Source organism: Pseudomonas sp. KH_021, assembly GCF_057838865.1.
The window spans coordinates 3717735-3734504 of record NZ_CM174477.1 but is presented as its reverse complement, the minus strand read 5'-3'; the positions used below and the strand labels follow the sequence as shown (position 1 = coordinate 3734504).

The window sequence follows — 16770 nt, the reverse complement described above, 5'->3', positions numbered from 1 at the left end:
CACCTGCTTGAGTTGCCACGCTCCTTCTGATCGAGTCGCAGACGAGAACACCGATGAACAACACGCATACCCTCGCTGAATTTCTGTCCGGTCTTTGTTTCGAGGACCTGCCGGCCCCTGTCGTGGCGCGGACGGAAGACCTGTTTCTCGACTGGCTGGGCTCGGCGCTGGCCAGTCAGGGGCAGCATCCGATCCCCTTGTTCGAAGCGTACGCACAGCGCATGGGACCGAGCCAAGGTTCTGCCCGGATTTTGGTCAGCAAGCGCAGCACATCGCCGTATTTCGCCGCGCTGATCAATGCGGCCAGCTCGCACCTGGTGGAGCAGGACGATCTGCACAACAGCTCGGTGCTGCACCCGGCCACGGTCGTCTTCCCTGCCGCGTTGGCAGCGGCACAGGACCTGGGTAAATCGGGTCGGGAACTGATCGTTGCCTGTGTGGCGGGTTACGAGGCGGGCATCCGCATCGGTGAGTTCCTGGGCAGGTCCCACTACCGCATCTTCCATACGACGGCCACCGTAGGCACGTTGGCCGCCGCCGTTGCAGTGGGCAAGCTGATGGGCTTCAACACCCGCCAATTCGTCAACTGCCTGGGCACCGCCGGTACCCAGGCAGCAGGGCTGTGGGAGTTCTTGCGTGATGCCGCTGACTCCAAACAGTTGCACACCGCCAAAGCCAGTGCCGATGGGCTGCTTGCAGCCTACCTGACCGCTGACGGGCTGACCGGGGCGAAGAACATTCTGGAAGGTGCGCAGGGGATGGCGGCCGGGATGTCCAAGGACGCAGATGCGAAGTGGCTGGTCGACGGGTTGGGCACGCGGTGGGCATTGACCGAGACTTCGTTCAAGTTCCACGCCTCCTGCCGCCATACCCATCCCGCGGCGGACGCCTTGCTGGCGTTGATGCAGCGCGAAGGGCTCACGCATGAAGACATCGCTCGGATCACCACCCATGTCCACCAGGGCGCCATCGATGTACTCGGGCGTGTGACTGACCCGCAAAGTGTGCATCAGGCGAAGTTTTCCATGGGCACGGTACTGGGCCTGATTGCAGTATTTGGCAAGGCTGGGCTGGTGGAGTTCCAGGAGTACGCGCTGACCCACCCGCAGGTGATCGCACTGCGCGAGAAGGTCACGATGGAACTGGATGAGGAGGTCGATCGCGCTTATCCGCAACGCTGGCTGGGTCGTGTAGAAGTGCTTACCCGCGATGGCCGCACCTTGCATGGGGCCATCGACGAACCCAAGGGCGACCCTGGCAACACCCTCGACCGGCAGGAACTGGAGGATAAATTCCTTCGATTGTTGGCGTTCTCCGCCGCTCGCACCCCTGAGCAGGGCCAGGCACTGATTGCCCGGGTTTGGAGACTGCACGCACAGGTCGATCTTCAGGTCTTTGCCTGAGGCATCACGAACCCTTCATGGAACGCTTGCACCCCGTGGGGTGGTGCAAGTGGGCTGGCAGTGTTCGCGTGCACATTCCACTCCAAACCACTCAGCAACTTAACCGTGCACCAGCAAGGCTCCAATCGGAACCCGATGTCGCAGCTTCTTGCAGTTACCGGGTGCGGGCTGATGCCCCGGCGGGCGATCAGGAAACCAGATTCGGCATTTGCCCGGAGGCGGAAAATGGCCGTGGGGAATCTCTACCTCATCGTACGTGGGCTCGGTCTCGACGGAGGCCACTTGCAATTCGTCTTCGTGGTGCCGGGCTTCCTCTTCCAGCACCTTCTGTACTGCGCCCTGTTCCTCATTGGCGCTGGATGGGCTGCTTGAAGCCTGGGCATGCTGTGCCGCCTGGATCAATTGGAAGTTGCGGTTGCGTAACTCGACGTTGCGCCCCACCCGCAGGTTCGAGCGCGCCGCCAAGGTTTCAGCCTGCTGGTACTGCCCCTGCTCAAGACGCAACACGCCAAGGTAATGCAGCGTCGCGGGATTGTTCGGTTGGATATGAAGGGCGCGCTCCAACGTGGCGGCGGCTTGGTCCAACTGGCCATTTTCATACTGCCGTGAGGCGGTTTTTATCAGGGCGGTTGATGCGCTGTTGCTTTGTGGGGGCGCGCTTCGCTCGGCAGCAACCGAGAAAAGCGACACGACGGCGCAGAGTGCGAGGAGGGGACCCAGCAGAAAATTCTTGGTTGGCATCAGGGGGCGGACTCGGCTGATCTCGGACGGCACTGCCATAACACAGGCCACCAGCGCTGCTCGGCAGCGCCGAAACAGGGCCCCTGTTGACCGGGTCAGTGCCCTGAAGTTCCCGCTGCTTAGGTAACAGCGCAAAACCCCAGGCAAGCGTCTGGAAGCCTGGATACGGCCTTCCTCCCTTCATTTTCACGGTGTACCTGTAGGGTGCCTGTCAATAGATCGCATGAGCCACACAAGGTGCCTGCCTTGGTTTTTTCTTTGTTCTTGAGATCGCGCGCCGCCCGCGCGGCGCATTCGCCGGCTAAAGCCGGCTCCCACATTGGTTGCAACGTGCCATGGCCTGTGAGAGTGGAGTTGTCAGCCACGCGCAATCCGCCCGAAACCACAAAAATCAAAAGCCGAACCACCAAGGCTAACAACCCCCACCCCACAGGCCATGGCACGTTGCAAAAAATAATGAAATGGTAACCCCCGCCGCCCCCTGTGCTAGCCCACTAAGCTTTCACAGGGGGCTCATCGGAGACCGTTGCCATGAACAAAGTAGCTATCGCCGCCATTGATCTGGGAAAACACTCCTTTCACCTGCATGTGCAAGATGATCACGGCTATGTGCTTTATCGGAGAAAGTTTACTCGTGCGGCACTCATGCAGCACCTGATGAATCTCGATCCGTGCACAGTTGTGATGGAAGCCTGTGGCGGTGCTCACTTCATGGCACAAGAGGTCAAAAAGCAGGGGCATACGCCCAAACTGATTGCGCCTCATCTCGTTCGCCCTTACGTGAAAAGCAACAAGAACGACTTCGCTGATGCCGAGGCGATTGCTGAGGCAGCAACCCGTCCAACCATGCGCTTCGTACCGCCTAAAACGCAGGACCAGCAAGCGCTGGCCATGCTCAACTCGACACGCGAGTCGTTCATCAAGGATCGCACCGCCACCGCCAATCGGATTCATGCCGCGCTGTTGGAAGTTGGCGTCAGCCTGGCGCAAGGCTTCAAATCAATCAAAGCGCTTCCAGTGCTGCTCGACGAGCACCCGATCCCGGAGCCCATCAAAAAAATATTGATGAGGCTGTATGAGCACTTCAACTACTTGGATCAACAGATCAAAGCGTTGGACAAAGATGTGGAGTGCCAGGTCGCTGAAGATGATCTGGCGACTCGCTTGATGACCATGCCGTGCGTAGGCCCGATCACCTCCAGCGTCCTGGCTGCAGAGTTGGGCGATGGCAAGCAGTTCAAATGTGGGCGAGGCTATTCGGCCTCGATCGGATTGGTACCCAAGCAGCATTCCACTGGCGGCAAGACCGTACTGTTGGGGATCAGCAAGCGCGGTGATCGGAACCAGCGGCGCCTGCTCGTCCAGTGCGCCCGTGTCTACCTGATCCAGTTGGACCGACAGAAAGGCTGGCTGGCGGACTGGGTTCGGCGGCTATTGGCCCACCATCACTCCAACCATGTGGTCTGCGCGCTGGCCAACAAGCTGGCGAGGATCGCCTGGGCGATTGCGGCACACCACACTGAATTCGATGCAGGGCCATGCGCGATGAACGCCTGACCCTGCTGTCACCCAAGCACCACCCACCTGGTTTTGCGATGCTGGATAACAGATGACGTGAACGGCTAACCGGCCTGGCGACAACCCTGGGCTCCCACACGGCTGCAAGGCCGTCATAATATTCAGGATCGTCGGGCATCGAGTCTCATCAAGGCGCGGGGGGCCAAAATCCCCACTCAGACGCCGGATAGATGAAAGCAAGCCAAACACTCATCAACAACAGTATTGCAGAAAAGGGGGTAACCATAGATGTGGGAGCCGGCTTTAGCCGGCGAATGCGCCGCGCGGGCGGCGCTCGATTTAGGCAACAGCGCAAAACCCCAGGCAAGCGCTTGGAAGCCTTGATACGGCCTCCCTCCCTTCATTCTCAGGGTGAACCCGCAGAGTGACTGTCAACAGATCGCATGAGCCACACAAGGTGCCTGCCTTGGTTTTTTCTTTGTTCTTGAGATCGCGCGCCGCCCGCGCGGCGCATTCGCCGGCTAAAGCCGGCTCCCACATTGGTTGCAACGTGCCATGGCCTGTGAGAGTGGAGTTGTCAGCCACGCGCAATCCGCCCGAAACCACAAAAATCAAAAGCCGAACCACCAAGGCTAACAACCCCCACCCCACAGGCCATGGCACGTTGCAAAAAATGTGGGAGCCGGCTTTAGCCGGCGAATGCGCCGCGCGGGCGGCGCTCGATTTAGGCAACAGCGCAAAACCCCAGGCAAGCGCTTGGAAGCCTTGATACGGCCTCCCTCCCTTCATTCTCAGGGTGAACCCGCAGAGTGACTGTCAACAGATCGCATGAGCCACACAAGGTGCCTGCCTTGGTTTTTTCTTTGCTCTTGAGATCGAGCGCCGCCCGCGCGGCGCATCGCCGGCTAAAGCCGGCTCCCACATTGGTTGCAACGTGCCATGGCCGGTGAGAATGGCGTTGTCAGCCACGCGCAGTCCGCCCGAAACCACAAAAAACTAAAGCCGAACCACCAAGGCTAACAACTGCCCGATACACCGTGGCGCCTGCATCGCGAGCAAGCTAGCCGCGATGGATGCGCCGCGGTTTGCCTGATGCACCGCAGGCCTTTCATTTTCTGAACTGTTTCATTGCCTCCTGTTTGCTCACCACATCGCCGTACTTGCTATCAATGTCGAACAGGTTGGCTTCGTGGGGGGCCGGGTGTCGATCGCCGACGCATTCGCGCACAACGATGGTTCGAAAGCCATGCTGCACGGCATCCACCGCCGTGGCGCGGATGCAGCCGCTGGTTGAGCAGCCGGCCAGTACCACGGTGTCGATACCTTGGGCGCGCAGCATCGACGCCAGGCTGGTGCCGAAAAACGAGCTGGCGTATTGCTTGCTGATCACCACCTCATCGGGGGTGGGCAGCACGGGCTCGCAGAAGGCTGCCAGTGGATTGCCCTCGACCATGTCTTTCATAACCGGCGCTTTCTTGACCCACATGCCGCCGTCGGCAAAATGCCCTGGGTGATAGCGAATGTTGGTATGCACCACCAGGATGTCGTGTTGGCGGGCGCAGGCCAGCAGTTCGACGCTCTCGGCGACAGCACTGACCACGCCCGGCGCATACAGCGGTGCGCCTTCGAGGGTGTAGCCCTGCATGAAATCGATCATCAACAGCGCAGGCTTGTTGCCAAAGCCGATGCGCTGGCCCCACACACCCTGATAGTTGGAGTCTGCACTTTGTTCTTGGCTCATGACAGGCTCCTATTTATAAGCGCCAGACAGCAGCGCGCCCGCACCCGGAACGATGGGCTCAAGGTTCAGCGCCTTGAGCATTGCATAGGTGGTGGCAATGGCGGCGGTGAGCACCGGTTTGCCGGTTTGCGCCTCGACTTGCGCGACCACGCCCAGCGATTGCATCTGCACGCAGGCCGACAGCACGATCACATCCACGCCTTCAAGGTCCATGTCGCGCACAATGGCCGGCAGGTTGGCGGGGTCGTGACGGGCGACTTCCAGGTTGTCGGGGATTTCCAGTGCGCGCCAATCCACCACCTCGAAGCCTTCCTCGCGGATGTAATTCACCACAAGTTCCGTCAGCGGCTTCATGTAAGGCGCGACGATGGCGATGCGTTTGGCGCCCATGACCTTCAGGCCATCGATCAAGGCGCCCGCGCTGGTGATGACCGGTGCGTTGGCGTCATTGTCGGCGGTGGCCTGGCGCAGGCGTTTCTCGGACTGGCGATGGTAGCCCAGGCCCATGGCCATGATGGCGACCAGGCAGGCATAACCCAGGACATCGACCTTGGCGTCGGACAGCTCAACGGCGCAGCGGTCGGACTCACCGTCCATGGCCGCCAGTTCCTCCTTGCGCACTTGCTTCATGCGCATGCGGCTGGAGTGAAAGGTGAAGCGTTCGGGGCGGATCAATTGGCGTGCGGCCAGCATCGCCGGGATCTCGGTTTCCATGGTGGTGTTGGAGCTCGGCACAATCTGGCCGATACGATAAGGCTTGCTCATAAACTCTCTCCTTTGCAGGTCAGGGGCTGGCCGAGGAAATCGCCAAACGCCGCGAAAAATCCTTCGAGGTCATCCCACGGAATCATGTGCCCGGCGTTTTCGACGTGGGCGATCTGGACAGCGGGTTGTAGGTCGCGAATCTGTGCTTCGTCCCCGGCCTGAATCACGCCGCCGCGACCGGCAACGATCAGCAGGGCAGGGACGGGCAGGTGCGGCAGGTCTTGATGAAAGTCCACGTCATGGAAATCGTTGAAGGCACGCACGATGGCCGGCTCAAAGCAGGTATGCAGCCATTCGGCGCGCAGTTGCAGTTGCTCCTCGGTCCAGGTCGGGCAGAAGGCACGCATGGCGTTGGCGTCCATCCCGGTCAGTGATTGGCGGATCGAGTCCACATACCACGAAAGCTTGCTCGGGTACTCGCGCCGGCCGGGGCCGGAGACGGGTGGGTCGATCAGTACCAGGCTTTGCAGGCCCGCCGGATTGCGCACGGCGCTGCGCACGGCAAAGCGCGCGCCCATGGAGTGGCCCACCACGTGATAGGCAGTGATGCCCATGGCCTTGGCGAATGCGCCGATGTCATCGGCGCAGGCATCGGTGCCGTAGTCCAGTTCCGGCCCGGTGGAGGACAGGCCGCGGCCACGAACGTCCAGCACAAAGGTGTCGAAATGCTCGCCCAGGCGCTCGGCGACAAACCCCCAGGTGACCGCCGGGCTGGTGATGCCCGGAATCAGCAACACGGTGGGTTTGCGGGTGCTGCCCTGGCCGCCATAGCGCAGGTAATGCTGGCGGATACCGTTGGCCTGCACGTGGCCGCCATGAATGAATGTGCTCATGCCGGCACTTCCGATTTCAGTTCGTGACTGTACAGGTCATAGCCGTAGACCCAGGCCGGATCCTCCTGGGTGCGCAGCCAGGTATTGGCATTGGACACCGCCTGTACGCGCGAGGCGCGGTCCTTGCGGTTGGTTTCGTAAAGCTTGAACGCGGTGCGGTAATCGGTGAGGCCGGTTTCCTGCAGGCAGCGGGTCAGCATGGCGGCGTCTTCGATGGCCATGCCCGCGCCTTGCGCCATGTGCGGCTTCATGGGGTGGCAGGCATCGCCCAGCAACACCATCCGGCCACGGCTCCAGAGCGGCAGTGGATTGCGGTTGAGCAGCGGCCATTTGGTCACGCTTTCACTGGATTCGATCAGCGCCTGGACGGTCGGGTGATAGCCCTGGAAAGCGTCATGCATTTCTTCGCGGCTGCTATCGACAAAGCTGCCCTGGAAGTCCCAGGCCGGGTGCGGTACGCCGGTGACGTAGTAGTACTCATCGCGCTTGCGGGTGGTGTGGTAGACCATCATGTGACGGTCTTCGCTCCACCACTTCACGCAGTTTTCAAAGTCCATGTCGTACTTGGCCAGCACCTCGCTGCGAATCAGGGCGCGGTGAGCGACCCAGCCGCTGTACAGCGGTTTCTCTGCGCCGAGCAACTCTTCGCGAATCCTGGAGTTGATGCCATCGGCGCCGATGACGATATCGACCTCTGCGGTGGTGCCGTCGGCAAAGTGCAGGCGCACCAGGTCATCGGTTTCTTCCACGCGGGTCAGGCGCTTGTTGAAGTGCACGGTGCCCGGCGCAATGGTCGACATTTGCAGGGCATGCAGATCCCCGCGGTGCACGGTGATATAGGCCGCGCCATATTCCTTGCGAGCGAACTCACCCAGGGGGATGCGGGACAGGTAATCACCGCTGCCGCCGTCGCGGCTGAACCAGAAGTCCGGGTGTGAACCCATGTCGCTCAACTGCTGCTCGATGCCCATGCGACGGAAGACTTTCATGATGTTCGGGCCCATGTGAATGCCCGCACCCAGACGAGAAAACTCTGGCGCCTGTTCATAAATATCAACCTCGAACCCGGCTTTCTGCAACAGCGTGGCAGCAGCAGCGCCACCTAGACCGGCGCCGACGATTGCGATTTTTTGTTTGATTCGCATGGGGCTTTTCCTTCGATGTGAATGTGTGGCTGAGCTTGGCGTCCCTCAGTGAAATAGAGTGTACACATTGTTATTTTGAAAATGGAATAGCTTGGCTGAAAAATAAAAAAATCAGCATGGATTTCTGGCCTAACGCTGGATTGCCGTAAAAGCCTTGAGCTGTGTTGCTTGGTAACGCACTGCTCATGCTCTTGAAGACTCCTCGATTTTTATTTTTCATCGCTCATAAATGGTGTGCACACCTTTGTTTTTGGGGTGCTTTCAATCGCGACGCCTTACTTTTCGGCGCCTTGGCAGCTGATGGCGGGTTGGAACGCGTGCGCGGCCTGTCATTCACCGCGAACCTGATGGGGGCAGAGAAGGGCGGTCAATATTTTCGGGCGGGCGGGATGGTCGACGGCTGGGAAGCACCAGCGCTCAATGGCGCTGCGCATCTCCTAAAGCGTCTTTGATCAATTCGCGTAGCCAGGTATTGGCCGGGTCGGCGTTATTTCGGGGGTGCCAGGCGAGGCGAAGGCTGAAGTCGGGTGCTGAAAATGGCAGCTCGAAGGTATCCAGCACATCCGAAAAACGAGTCAGCTGGATGGCGGGCAAGGTACAGACGTAGTCGGAGTGACACAGAATGTCGGGGACCAGGATGAACTGTGGCACCGAATAGACAACGGATCGCTGACGCCCAAGCCCCTGCAGTGTTTCATCCATATAGCCGCGAACACTGCCCACATCGCTGGACACCAGCACGTGCCTTAACGAGCAGTAGCTGTCCAGATCCAGTGCGCCGGTCCCGCGCGGGTGACCTTTACGCTGGGCCATGACGAAGCGATCCCGCACCAGCAGGTGGGTCTTCATGTTGTCTGGCATTTGGCGCTGGGCATCGACCAGCAGGTCGATGCGGCCTTCCTCCATCTGTTCGGCGATGCGGCGTGGGTCTGGCGAGCGGAACGCAATGCGTACTTCTGGCCCGACCTGAGTGGTAAGCCGTTGGATCAGCGGGAGGCTGATCAGCGCCGTGGCGTTTTCGCTGGCCGCCACATGAAAGGTTCGCGCGTCCAGCAGCGGATTGAACGCGGGTTGCTGGCTGACCACCGAATCCAGGTGTTTCAACGCCGATCTCAGCGGTGTCGCCAGGGCCAGTGCCCTGGCCGTCGGGATCATGCCGCGGCCGATTTCGGCCGGCAGCAACAAGGGGTCGTTGAATATCCGCCGCAGGCGCGACAGCTGCGCCGACATGGCCGGCTGGCTGATGTGCAGGCGTTCAGCCGCCCGAGTCACGTTGCACTCATTGAGTAGCACATCCAGCGAAACCAGCAGGTTGAGATCGATCTGGCGCAGGCTCATAAGCAATCCATGGTGGTTATAGCTTTTATAACGGCAATCTATTTCATTGATCCGTTGGCTGCCACCTATATTGGGCCTCACGAAGCAGGCAGAGCGTACCCCAACGACGGCTCAGCTGGCTGTCAGCTCGCGAGTCTGGAGAGAATATGAATAAGCAACGCGTATTGGTCACCGCAGCAGCGTCCGGTATCGGTCGGGCGATTGCCGAGGCTTTCGCCGCCCAAGGCGCACAGGTGTTCGTCTGTGATATCGATGCCCAAGGTCTCGCAGCATTGGAGGAGGCGGTGCCTGGCGTTCGCAGCACGGTCTGCGACATGAGCCGTGGTACTGATATTGAACAGATGATGGCCATGGCCATCGAGTCCCTCGGCGGCCTGGATGTGCTGGTGAACAATGCGGGCATTGCAGGGCCTACAGCACCCACCGATGAGCTCGACCCGCAGGACTGGGAAAAGGTCATGCAGGTCAACCTTACCGGTACGTTCAATGTCACTCGCCTTGCCATCCCCCACCTCAAGCAGTCGCAGGCGGGGGTCATCATCAATATGTCCTCGGTGGCGGGGCGTTTCGGCTATGCCAACCGCATCGCCTATGCCACGAGCAAGTGGGGCATCGTTGGCTTCACCAAGACCCTGTCGATCGAACTGGGCGAATTTGGCATTCGAGCCAACGCTATCCTGCCCGGTTCAGTGGACGGGCCACGTTTCCAGAGCGTGCTCGCCGGACGTGCCCAGGTGAGCGGCAAGTCCCTTGACGAAGTGAGCCGCGAAACCCTGACAAACCAGTCGCTCAAGCATCTGGTCGACCCCAGCCATATCGCTGATCTGGCCGTGTTCCTGGCTTCTGACAGTGGTCGCTCGATTTCGGGGCAGATGCTGCCGGTTGACTGCGACATGCAACGCATTTGAGGCCAGTTCCATCCTGCAGTCAGGCATTAACACCCAACCCCTGTGGAAACTGTGGGAGCGGCTTTAGCCGCGAATAAACGAAGACGCGCAATACCTGGAAAACCGCGGGGTATTCATTCGCTGGCAAAGCCAGCTCCCACATAGGGCGAGCCCTGTATGAGCAACCTGACACCCATGAATAAGGCGCATTTGTAGACCGTTAAATGTGTGATCCCGATGCGGGGCAGTTTCGCTCGCCCCGGAGAGTAAGAGAGCCCTAATACAATAATTACACTAGGAGCTGTTCTCGTGATGACTGAATCCTTTCCGTTGAGCAACGGAGCCCCTCTCACTGCCGACGCGAATCAAAAAGAGCAAAATGCTGTTTGGGCCAAGGTCAGCCTGCGCATTGTCCCGGTGATCCTGATCGCCTACATGATGGCCTTCCTGGATCGCATCAATGTGGGCTACGCCAAGCTCGCCATGCAGCAAGACCTGCACTTTTCCGATGCCGTCTTCGGTCTGGGTGCCGGTATCTTTTTCATTACCTACCTGATGTTCGAAGTCCCCAGCAACCTGTGGCTGGAGAAGATCGGCGCTCGAGTGTCCTTCCTTCGGATCATGGTGTTGTGGGGCCTGACGTCGGCCGCCACGGCCTTTGTGACGACCCCTGCCGAGTTCTATGTGGTGCGGCTGCTGCTCGGTGTCTTCGAAGCCGGTTTCTTCCCCGGTGTCATTCTCTACCTGACCTATTGGTATCCGAGCGCCAGGCGCGGACGGGTCACCGGTCTTTTCCTTTTCGGCATGCCGATTACCGGGATGTTGGGTGGACCGCTCTGCGGCATGATCATGAAGCACTTCGATGGGGTTGCAGGGTGGCATGGCTGGCAGTGGCTCTTTGTCATAGAGGGCCTGCCGACGGTACTGATCGGGGTGCTTGTCTACCTGTTGCTGGCCAATAAACCGGAGCAGGCCAAGTGGCTGTCCGAGCGCGAAAAGCAGGTCATCAAGCAGGTGATGGAGGCGGACTGCAAGCAGGACGGCGACCCCCATGGCCGAGGCAAACTTAAAGCGGCACTGGCTAATCCCAAGGTCTGGATATTTGCTTTCGTCTATTTCACCGGCGCCTGTGCCGTCTACACCATCACATTCTGGTTGCCAACGACGATCAAGGGACTGGGTATTAGCGATATTGCCCAGATCGGCTGGTATTCGGCGATTCCATTCGGTTTCGGCGCCCTGGGCATCCTGCTCATGGGCTGGAGCTCCGACCACTTCAAGGAACGCCGCTGGCATGTGGCGAGCGCATTGACTATTGGCCCCGTGGCCCTCTATGCCGCGCAGATTATAGGCGCAGAGTTCGTTGCGACCCTGTTCACGCTTTCGATTGCCGCCTTCTTCATCTTCAGCATCGCATTATTTTGGGCCATTCCTCCGGGCTACTTGAGCCCATCCGAGTCTGCCACGGGGATCGCCGTGATCAGCTCGATCGGCATCCTGGGAGGGTTTATCAGCCCGACCTTGATCGGTTGGATCATCACCACGACCGGCAGTATGTCCAACGGACTGCTGTTTGCCGCCGTGCTGAGTTGCCTTGGCGCAGCGACCTTGTTGCTCGCTATTCCCAAGAACGCTCCGAGCGTGGGCGATATTACCCACGACAACACTTACTAAGCATGGATTGAAGGGAGTAAACGAAATGAGCGGGAACAAAGTCATCGTGACCATCGCCCCTACTGGCGGAATGGCTAGCAAAGAACAAAATCCGCACCTTCCGACTCAACCCGACGAGATCGCCCGCGACGTCTACGACTGTTACAACGCTGGCGCCAGTGTGGTGGCGGTGCATGCCCGCAGGCCTGACGGGCTAGCGACCTGCAATCCGGCGATCTATCTGGATATCAACCAGCGGATTCGCGACAAGTGCGACATCGTCATTAACAACTCCACGGGCGGTGGCGTGAATGGGGACATGGTGCGCCAGGCCGAGAATGGCTACTGGGAAATTCTCTGGGAAGAACGCCTCAAGGGGATGGAGGCGGGGGCCGAGATGTGCACCCTGGACGCCACGACCATCAATGCAAGCTTCGGTGGTCGCGAGTTTTTGATGAATACGCCGCCTTCTCGTTGCCGTGAACTCGCCGAAGGCATGCGGGCGCGAGGCATCAAGCCTGAGTGGGAAGTCTTCAGTCCTACGCACATTGTCCAGGACGTCACCGCCTTGATCGAGGCGGGCTTCGACGAGCCCCCGTACTTCATCAACATTGTGCTGAACGTGCATAAAGGGTTTCAGAATGCGATGCCGTACTCACCCAAGGTGCTGCAGAACATGGTGGATCTGCTGCCCAAGGAGAGCCTCTTTTGCGTCAGCGGCATCGGGCCGAGCCAACTGCCCGCGGCCATGAACGCCCTGTTGCTCGGTGGCCACGTTCGCACGGGCCTGGAAGACAACCTTCACTACCGCCAGGGTGAATTGGCCAGCAACGTCCAGCTGACCGAGCGAATCGTCCGGCTGGTCCGTGAGATGGGCTTTGAACCGGCGACGCCTGCCGAGGCGCGAGAAATCATGGGCCTATCGTCTAAAAAAGCCATCGTTCGGCCGCAGTTCGCCCTGGCGTGAAAGGGAGTCATTTGATGAACCATGACATCAAGCGAGTGGCCGTAGTTTCGACCGGCGTGATCGGTGCCAGTTGGGTCACGACCTTCCTGGCGCGAGGTCTCAGCGTCGTCGCTACCGATCCTGCGGCAGAGGCGCAGGCCAGGTTGCTCGCGACCGTCGAGGCCCAGTGGCCGGCGATGGTGGCAGCAGGATTGGCGCCCGGGGCTTCTCTGGCCAACTTGCGCTTTACCCCCTCGCTTGAAGAAGCCGTGGGCGACGCGCAGTTTGTCCAGGAAAACGGCCCCGAGCGGCTGGATCTCAAGCGCGAGTTGTTCGCTCGCCTGGATGCTGCCGCACCGCCTGATGCCATTCTGGCCAGCAGCTCGTCCAGCTTTGTCGTCAGCCAGTTCCAGGGGGCCTGCGCCCGTCATCCTGAGCGTGTGGTGCTGGGGCATCCGTTCAATCCACCCCACTTGATTCCGCTGGTGGAAGTCGTGGGTGGCGATCAGACCTCAGCCGTGGCGATCGAGCAGGCGATGAGTTTCTACAGGGCCATCGGCAAGCACCCCATTCATCTGCGCAAAGAAGTGATGGGGCACGTGGCGAATCGATTGCAAGCCGCGCTATGGCAAGAAGCGTTGCACCTGATCGAGACCGGCGTTGCCAGTGTGACCGATATCGATGATGCCATTGCCCATGGCCCAGGGCTTCGTTGGGCGCTGCTGGGCCCGATCATGAATTTGCATCTATCGGGCGGTGAGGGCGGTATCGCAGGCTTGTTTGAAAAGCCGCTCTGGCAAGCCGTTGAGGCCATCTGGGCTGATCTGGGCAAGGTCTCGGTTGGGCCAGCACTCGCGTCTCGGGTAGCGGCTGGCATCAGGGAAGAAACCTGCTCCCTGGATGTCGAAGGCATGCTGCAAGAGCGCGACACGCTCCTGATGGAACTGCTTCGTGGTAAATCCCAGGCGCAGTGGCTGCCCTGAGCTCTTCTCGATATTTACAAGGAAAGTGTCATGAAGTTCACCACCCGAAAGATTGTCCGCTTCGCGCATTGCGATCCTGCGGGGATTGTCTTCTACCCGCGCTATGCCGAGCTTTGCAACGAGGTTGTTGAAGACTGGTTCCGAGAGGGGCTGGGCATCGACTTCCGTCATCTTCAGGAGGTGCTTGGCCTCTCCATCCCCGCTGTTCGGCTGGATGTGGAGTTCATCAACCCCAGCGTTTATGAAGACGTGCTTGATTTTTCTCTGCAAGTGATGGCGATCGGGCGTTCATCGCTAAGCCTGTCCCTGGTTGCCCACTGCAACCAACAGGAGCGAGTGCGCTTTTCGCTCAAGGTGGTCATGGTTTCGAAGGACTCCTTGCGTGCGGAACCGATCAATGACCCATGGCGGGAGCGGTTCTCTGCCTACTTGAACTAATGGGCCTTCTCCCAAGCGTTTGGACGCTCGACGTCTAGAGCGGTTTGGCAAGGGCGAGCCGGTGCGCGACTACGGCCGTGCCGGGGCGACCGCGAAAGTGAAAGTGTCGAAAACCGAGTTGCGGGTCGGCGAACATCGCCCGACCTTGCCGGTGGCCTACACTGACGACTCTCGGCAGTTGGTGACCACCTACGAGGGCGCGACCCTGCAGTCTCGTGAATGGCAGAACCTGACGCTGGACGCTGGGCGGTTCTGGAGTATCACCAGCCGCGAATCCACCAACAGAGAGAAGATCTTTCTGTTCGGCGACAACCCGGCCCATCGCAGTCAAGGGCTCGATTTCGCCGGGGGGCGCTACAACTTCACGCCGGCGCTCAACGCGACGTATTTCTATGCCCAGCTGGAAGACATCTATCGCCAGCACTACCTGGGGCTGAGCTACGCCCTGGCCCTGGGCGGTGGTTATAGCCTCAAGAATGACGTGCGCTATTACCACAACCGCGGGCAAGGACAGGCGCTGGCAGGCGATCTGGATAACCGGGCGCTGGGCTTCCTGACGGCCCTGAAAAAAGGTGGCAACACCTTCACCCTGGGCTATCAGCGCATGTATGGCGACGATGCCTTCCCGCTGTTCAACGGCTATGCCCCACAACCCTACCTGGTGAACTGGTCGACCGTGTCCTTCTTCAAGGCCGGCGAGCGTTCCTGGCAAGTGCGTTATGACTACGATTTCACGGCGTTGGGCGTCCCGGGCCTGAACGTGATGGCCCGTTACCTGCGCGGTACGAACATCGAGCGCGGGCCCAACCTGCCAACTGACGTAGAGAGCGAACTACACCTGGACGTTCTGGTAATGAGCCCTGGCACGCCCTGGGGTGTGCGGCGGCCAAGTGCCGTACACGGGCCTCGGTCGCCGCCAAGATAGGGATCAATCCTGCGGCAAGTTATTGAAGATGGTCTCCAGCGTGCCGTTGAGTCGGGTGATCTGCGCTTCGGTCAAGCCTTTGAAGCTGCTCTTGAAGATATCGCTGGTGCAGACCTGAATCTGTTCGATGGCCAGCCAGCCAGCCTCTGTCAGGGACACCAGGGTCACGCGCCCGTCGTTGGGGCAGGGGTTGGTGTTGACCAGGCCGTCGGCTTTCATGCGGTAGACGATCTTGGTGATGGTCGATAGCTTGGCGATGGCGTGGATGGAAATTTCCGAAATGCTCGACTCGCCGTTGTCCTTGAGAATTAACAGGGTTCGCCAGCGCGGGATATCCATGTCAATTTTTTTCAGGGCTTTTTCCATGACCTGGGAGTAGCGGCCATGTAAACGGGCGAGCCAGTAAAACGGGAATTCTTCTTTTTTGAAATCCTCGCTGGCAGGGTTGTAGCGATTGAGGCGTTTTTTCGGGGTGGTCATGCAGAGAGTTCGACTTGGTGGTAGCAAATGAGAATAGATTTATAGGGGATTGACGCGTGGCTGTCGACAGGATCAATGCTCTGCTCCTACCCAAAGCCGTGAGTGATGGGCCGCCGCGATGGCGTCACGGCGCTGCATCAGACATACCGCAGCGCCGAACCGCCGGCTGAATGCCAGGGTGACTCAGGTGACAAGCATCTCCTGATGCGTGCTGGCCAGCCCCAGGTAAGCCTCGATCACTCGCGGGTCATCGGCCAGTTGTCGGGCGGGGCCTTGCATGGCGATCTGCCCGGTTTCCAGTACGTAGGCATAGTCGGCGACCCGTAGCGCCGCGCGTGCGTTTTGCTCGACCAGCAGGATCGATACGCCCTGTTCACGCAGCGCTGTGATGATGCGGAAGATCTCCCGAGTGATCAGGGGAGCCAGACCGAGACTTGGCTCGTCCAGCATCAGAAGTTTGGGCTTGGCCATCAAGGCTCGACCGACGGCGAGCATTTGTCGTTCGCCCCCGGATAAGGTGGCGGCCAGTTGCTCGCGGCGCTCCCATAGGCGCGGGAACAGCTCGTAAATTTCCGACTGGGTTTTGACGTGGTCACGCTCGCCCCGTCGATGCCGAGCAAACGCGCCGAGTAGCAGGTTGTCGGCCACGCTCATGCTGGCGAACAGCTCGCGCTTCTCCGGCACCAGGCCTAGCCCGCGAGATACCATTGTTTCGACCTCTGGCACGGCTTGCAGGCTGCCGTCGAAGTTGACCTGCCCCCGGGAACCGAGCACGCCCATGATTGCCGAAAGCAGGGTGGTCTTGCCCGCGCCATTAGGGCCGATCACGGTGACGATCTGCCCCTGGCCGACGCGCAGGCTGGCATTGCTCAGGGCTTCGACCTTGCCATAGGCGACACTCAAGCCCTTGATCTCCAGCACCGGATTGATGGCGAGGTTTTCCGGCGATTGTTGCGGTGCTATTGGCATGTTCA

The 16770-nt window shown here is 59.8% G+C and carries 16 protein-coding genes and 1 pseudogene; 9 read left to right on the top strand and 8 right to left on the bottom strand.

The genetic code is table 11. From position 1 onward, the window contains the following. Window positions 1-53 precede the first annotated feature (53 nt). Window positions 54-1403, top strand: coding sequence for an MmgE/PrpD family protein (locus AC3IX4_RS17250; protein ID WP_489256622.1), 1350 nt, complete (start codon window positions 54-56; stop codon window positions 1401-1403). Between the two features lie 99 nt (window positions 1404-1502). Here AC3IX4_RS17250 and AC3IX4_RS17245 read toward each other — a convergent pair whose 3' ends face one another. Further along, entirely contained in the window at window positions 1503-2144 is a 642-nt protein-coding gene (locus tag AC3IX4_RS17245) for a tetratricopeptide repeat protein (protein ID WP_489261312.1), read from the bottom strand. Window positions 2145-2675: 531 nt separating this feature from the next. Here AC3IX4_RS17245 and AC3IX4_RS17240 point away from each other — a divergent pair. Beyond that, a complete protein-coding gene (locus AC3IX4_RS17240) occupies window positions 2676-3701 on the top strand; it encodes an IS110 family RNA-guided transposase (protein ID WP_489256621.1) in 1026 nt (341 codons plus the stop codon). Between the two features lie 1069 nt (window positions 3702-4770). Here AC3IX4_RS17240 and AC3IX4_RS17235 read toward each other — a convergent pair. Genes AC3IX4_RS17235 through AC3IX4_RS17220 form a run of 4 tightly spaced genes read right to left on the bottom strand, consistent with a single transcriptional unit; the run spans window position 4771 to window position 8146 of the window. Next, on the bottom strand, window positions 4771-5403 hold the full coding sequence (locus AC3IX4_RS17235; RefSeq protein WP_489256620.1) for an N-carbamoylsarcosine amidohydrolase: 633 nt from the start codon (window positions 5401-5403) through the stop codon (window positions 4771-4773). A gap of 9 nt (window positions 5404-5412) precedes the next feature. Continuing rightward, window positions 5413-6168 (bottom strand): maleate cis-trans isomerase family protein, encoded by a 756-nt coding sequence (locus tag AC3IX4_RS17230; RefSeq protein WP_489256619.1) that lies wholly within the window; start codon window positions 6166-6168, stop codon window positions 5413-5415. Beyond that, on the bottom strand, window positions 6165-7001 hold the full coding sequence (locus AC3IX4_RS17225) for an alpha/beta fold hydrolase (RefSeq protein ID WP_489256618.1): 837 nt from the start codon (window positions 6999-7001) through the stop codon (window positions 6165-6167). Before AC3IX4_RS17225 ends, AC3IX4_RS17230 begins: the two co-directional genes overlap by 4 nt. Beyond that, on the bottom strand, window positions 6998-8146 hold the full coding sequence (locus AC3IX4_RS17220; protein ID WP_489256617.1) for an FAD-dependent monooxygenase: 1149 nt from the start codon (window positions 8144-8146) through the stop codon (window positions 6998-7000). The genes AC3IX4_RS17225 and AC3IX4_RS17220 overlap by 4 nt, the downstream gene beginning before the upstream one ends. Window positions 8147-8331: 185 nt before the next feature. Here AC3IX4_RS17220 and AC3IX4_RS17215 point away from each other — a divergent pair, with 185 nt between their 5' ends. Next, window positions 8332-8598, top strand: coding sequence for a hypothetical protein (locus tag AC3IX4_RS17215; protein WP_489261395.1), 267 nt, complete (start codon window positions 8332-8334; stop codon window positions 8596-8598). On the opposite strand, the gene AC3IX4_RS17210 is transcribed toward AC3IX4_RS17215, so the two are convergent. Next, complete coding sequence (locus AC3IX4_RS17210; RefSeq protein WP_489256616.1) at window positions 8564-9484, bottom strand: LysR family transcriptional regulator; 921 nt, start codon at window positions 9482-9484, stop codon at window positions 8564-8566. The genes AC3IX4_RS17215 and AC3IX4_RS17210 overlap by 35 nt on opposite strands. 146 nt (window positions 9485-9630) lie before the next feature. Between AC3IX4_RS17210 and AC3IX4_RS17205 the strand changes: the two genes are divergently transcribed. The 6 genes and pseudogenes from AC3IX4_RS17205 to AC3IX4_RS17180 all read left to right on the top strand — a co-directional run. After that, the gene (locus AC3IX4_RS17205) at window positions 9631-10392 is read left to right on the top strand and encodes an SDR family oxidoreductase (RefSeq protein WP_489256615.1); all 762 of its coding nucleotides are present in this window, start codon (window positions 9631-9633) and stop codon (window positions 10390-10392) included. A 291-nt stretch (window positions 10393-10683) separates the two neighbouring features. Next, window positions 10684-12045 (top strand): MFS transporter, encoded by a 1362-nt coding sequence (locus AC3IX4_RS17200; protein ID WP_489256614.1) that lies wholly within the window; start codon window positions 10684-10686, stop codon window positions 12043-12045. Window positions 12046-12070: 25 nt separating this feature from the next. After that, window positions 12071-12991 carry a beta-keto acid cleavage family enzyme gene (locus tag AC3IX4_RS17195; protein ID WP_489256613.1) on the top strand — a complete coding sequence of 307 codons (921 nt, stop codon included), beginning with the start codon at window positions 12071-12073 and terminating at the stop codon, window positions 12989-12991. A 14-nt stretch (window positions 12992-13005) separates the two neighbouring features. After that, window positions 13006-13953 carry a 3-hydroxyacyl-CoA dehydrogenase NAD-binding domain-containing protein gene (locus tag AC3IX4_RS17190; RefSeq protein ID WP_489256612.1) on the top strand — a complete coding sequence of 316 codons (948 nt, stop codon included), beginning with the start codon at window positions 13006-13008 and terminating at the stop codon, window positions 13951-13953. 30 nt (window positions 13954-13983) lie between these two features. After that, a complete protein-coding gene (locus AC3IX4_RS17185) occupies window positions 13984-14391 on the top strand; it encodes an acyl-CoA thioesterase (protein WP_489256611.1) in 408 nt (135 codons plus the stop codon). Window positions 14392-14410: 19 nt separating this feature from the next. Then, window positions 14411-15223, top strand: a pseudogene (locus tag AC3IX4_RS17180) (OprD family outer membrane porin); the annotation flags it as partial. A gap of 96 nt (window positions 15224-15319) precedes the next feature. Here the strand turns inward: AC3IX4_RS17180 and AC3IX4_RS17175 are convergent. Further along, window positions 15320-15796, bottom strand: coding sequence for a MarR family winged helix-turn-helix transcriptional regulator (locus tag AC3IX4_RS17175; RefSeq protein ID WP_489256610.1), 477 nt, complete (start codon window positions 15794-15796; stop codon window positions 15320-15322). A gap of 183 nt (window positions 15797-15979) precedes the next feature. Then, window positions 15980-16765, bottom strand: coding sequence for an ABC transporter ATP-binding protein (locus tag AC3IX4_RS17170; RefSeq protein ID WP_489261311.1), 786 nt, complete (start codon window positions 16763-16765; stop codon window positions 15980-15982). Window positions 16766-16770: the final 5 nt, after the last annotated feature.

Excerpts from the sequence above, each read along its gene's own strand:
- AC3IX4_RS17250 (WP_489256622.1), top strand. The coding sequence starts at position 54 with ATGAACAACACGCATACCCTCGCTGAATTTCTGTCCGGTCTTTGTTTC.
- AC3IX4_RS17245 (WP_489261312.1), bottom strand. The coding sequence starts at position 2,144 with ATGCCAACCAAGAATTTTCTGCTGGGTCCCCTCCTCGCACTCTGCGCC.
- AC3IX4_RS17240 (WP_489256621.1), top strand. The coding sequence starts at position 2,676 with ATGAACAAAGTAGCTATCGCCGCCATTGATCTGGGAAAACACTCCTTT.
- AC3IX4_RS17235 (WP_489256620.1), bottom strand. The coding sequence starts at position 5,403 with ATGAGCCAAGAACAAAGTGCAGACTCCAACTATCAGGGTGTGTGGGGC.
- AC3IX4_RS17230 (WP_489256619.1), bottom strand. The coding sequence starts at position 6,168 with ATGAGCAAGCCTTATCGTATCGGCCAGATTGTGCCGAGCTCCAACACC.
- AC3IX4_RS17225 (WP_489256618.1), bottom strand. The coding sequence starts at position 7,001 with ATGAGCACATTCATTCATGGCGGCCACGTGCAGGCCAACGGTATCCGC.
- AC3IX4_RS17220 (WP_489256617.1), bottom strand. The coding sequence starts at position 8,146 with ATGCGAATCAAACAAAAAATCGCAATCGTCGGCGCCGGTCTAGGTGGC.
- AC3IX4_RS17215 (WP_489261395.1), top strand. The coding sequence starts at position 8,332 with ATGCTCTTGAAGACTCCTCGATTTTTATTTTTCATCGCTCATAAATGG.
- AC3IX4_RS17210 (WP_489256616.1), bottom strand. The coding sequence starts at position 9,484 with ATGAGCCTGCGCCAGATCGATCTCAACCTGCTGGTTTCGCTGGATGTG.
- AC3IX4_RS17205 (WP_489256615.1), top strand. The coding sequence starts at position 9,631 with ATGAATAAGCAACGCGTATTGGTCACCGCAGCAGCGTCCGGTATCGGT.
- AC3IX4_RS17200 (WP_489256614.1), top strand. The coding sequence starts at position 10,684 with ATGACTGAATCCTTTCCGTTGAGCAACGGAGCCCCTCTCACTGCCGAC.
- AC3IX4_RS17195 (WP_489256613.1), top strand. The coding sequence starts at position 12,071 with ATGAGCGGGAACAAAGTCATCGTGACCATCGCCCCTACTGGCGGAATG.
- AC3IX4_RS17190 (WP_489256612.1), top strand. The coding sequence starts at position 13,006 with ATGAACCATGACATCAAGCGAGTGGCCGTAGTTTCGACCGGCGTGATC.
- AC3IX4_RS17185 (WP_489256611.1), top strand. The coding sequence starts at position 13,984 with ATGAAGTTCACCACCCGAAAGATTGTCCGCTTCGCGCATTGCGATCCT.
- AC3IX4_RS17175 (WP_489256610.1), bottom strand. The coding sequence starts at position 15,796 with ATGACCACCCCGAAAAAACGCCTCAATCGCTACAACCCTGCCAGCGAG.
- AC3IX4_RS17170 (WP_489261311.1), bottom strand. The coding sequence starts at position 16,765 with ATGCCAATAGCACCGCAACAATCGCCGGAAAACCTCGCCATCAATCCG.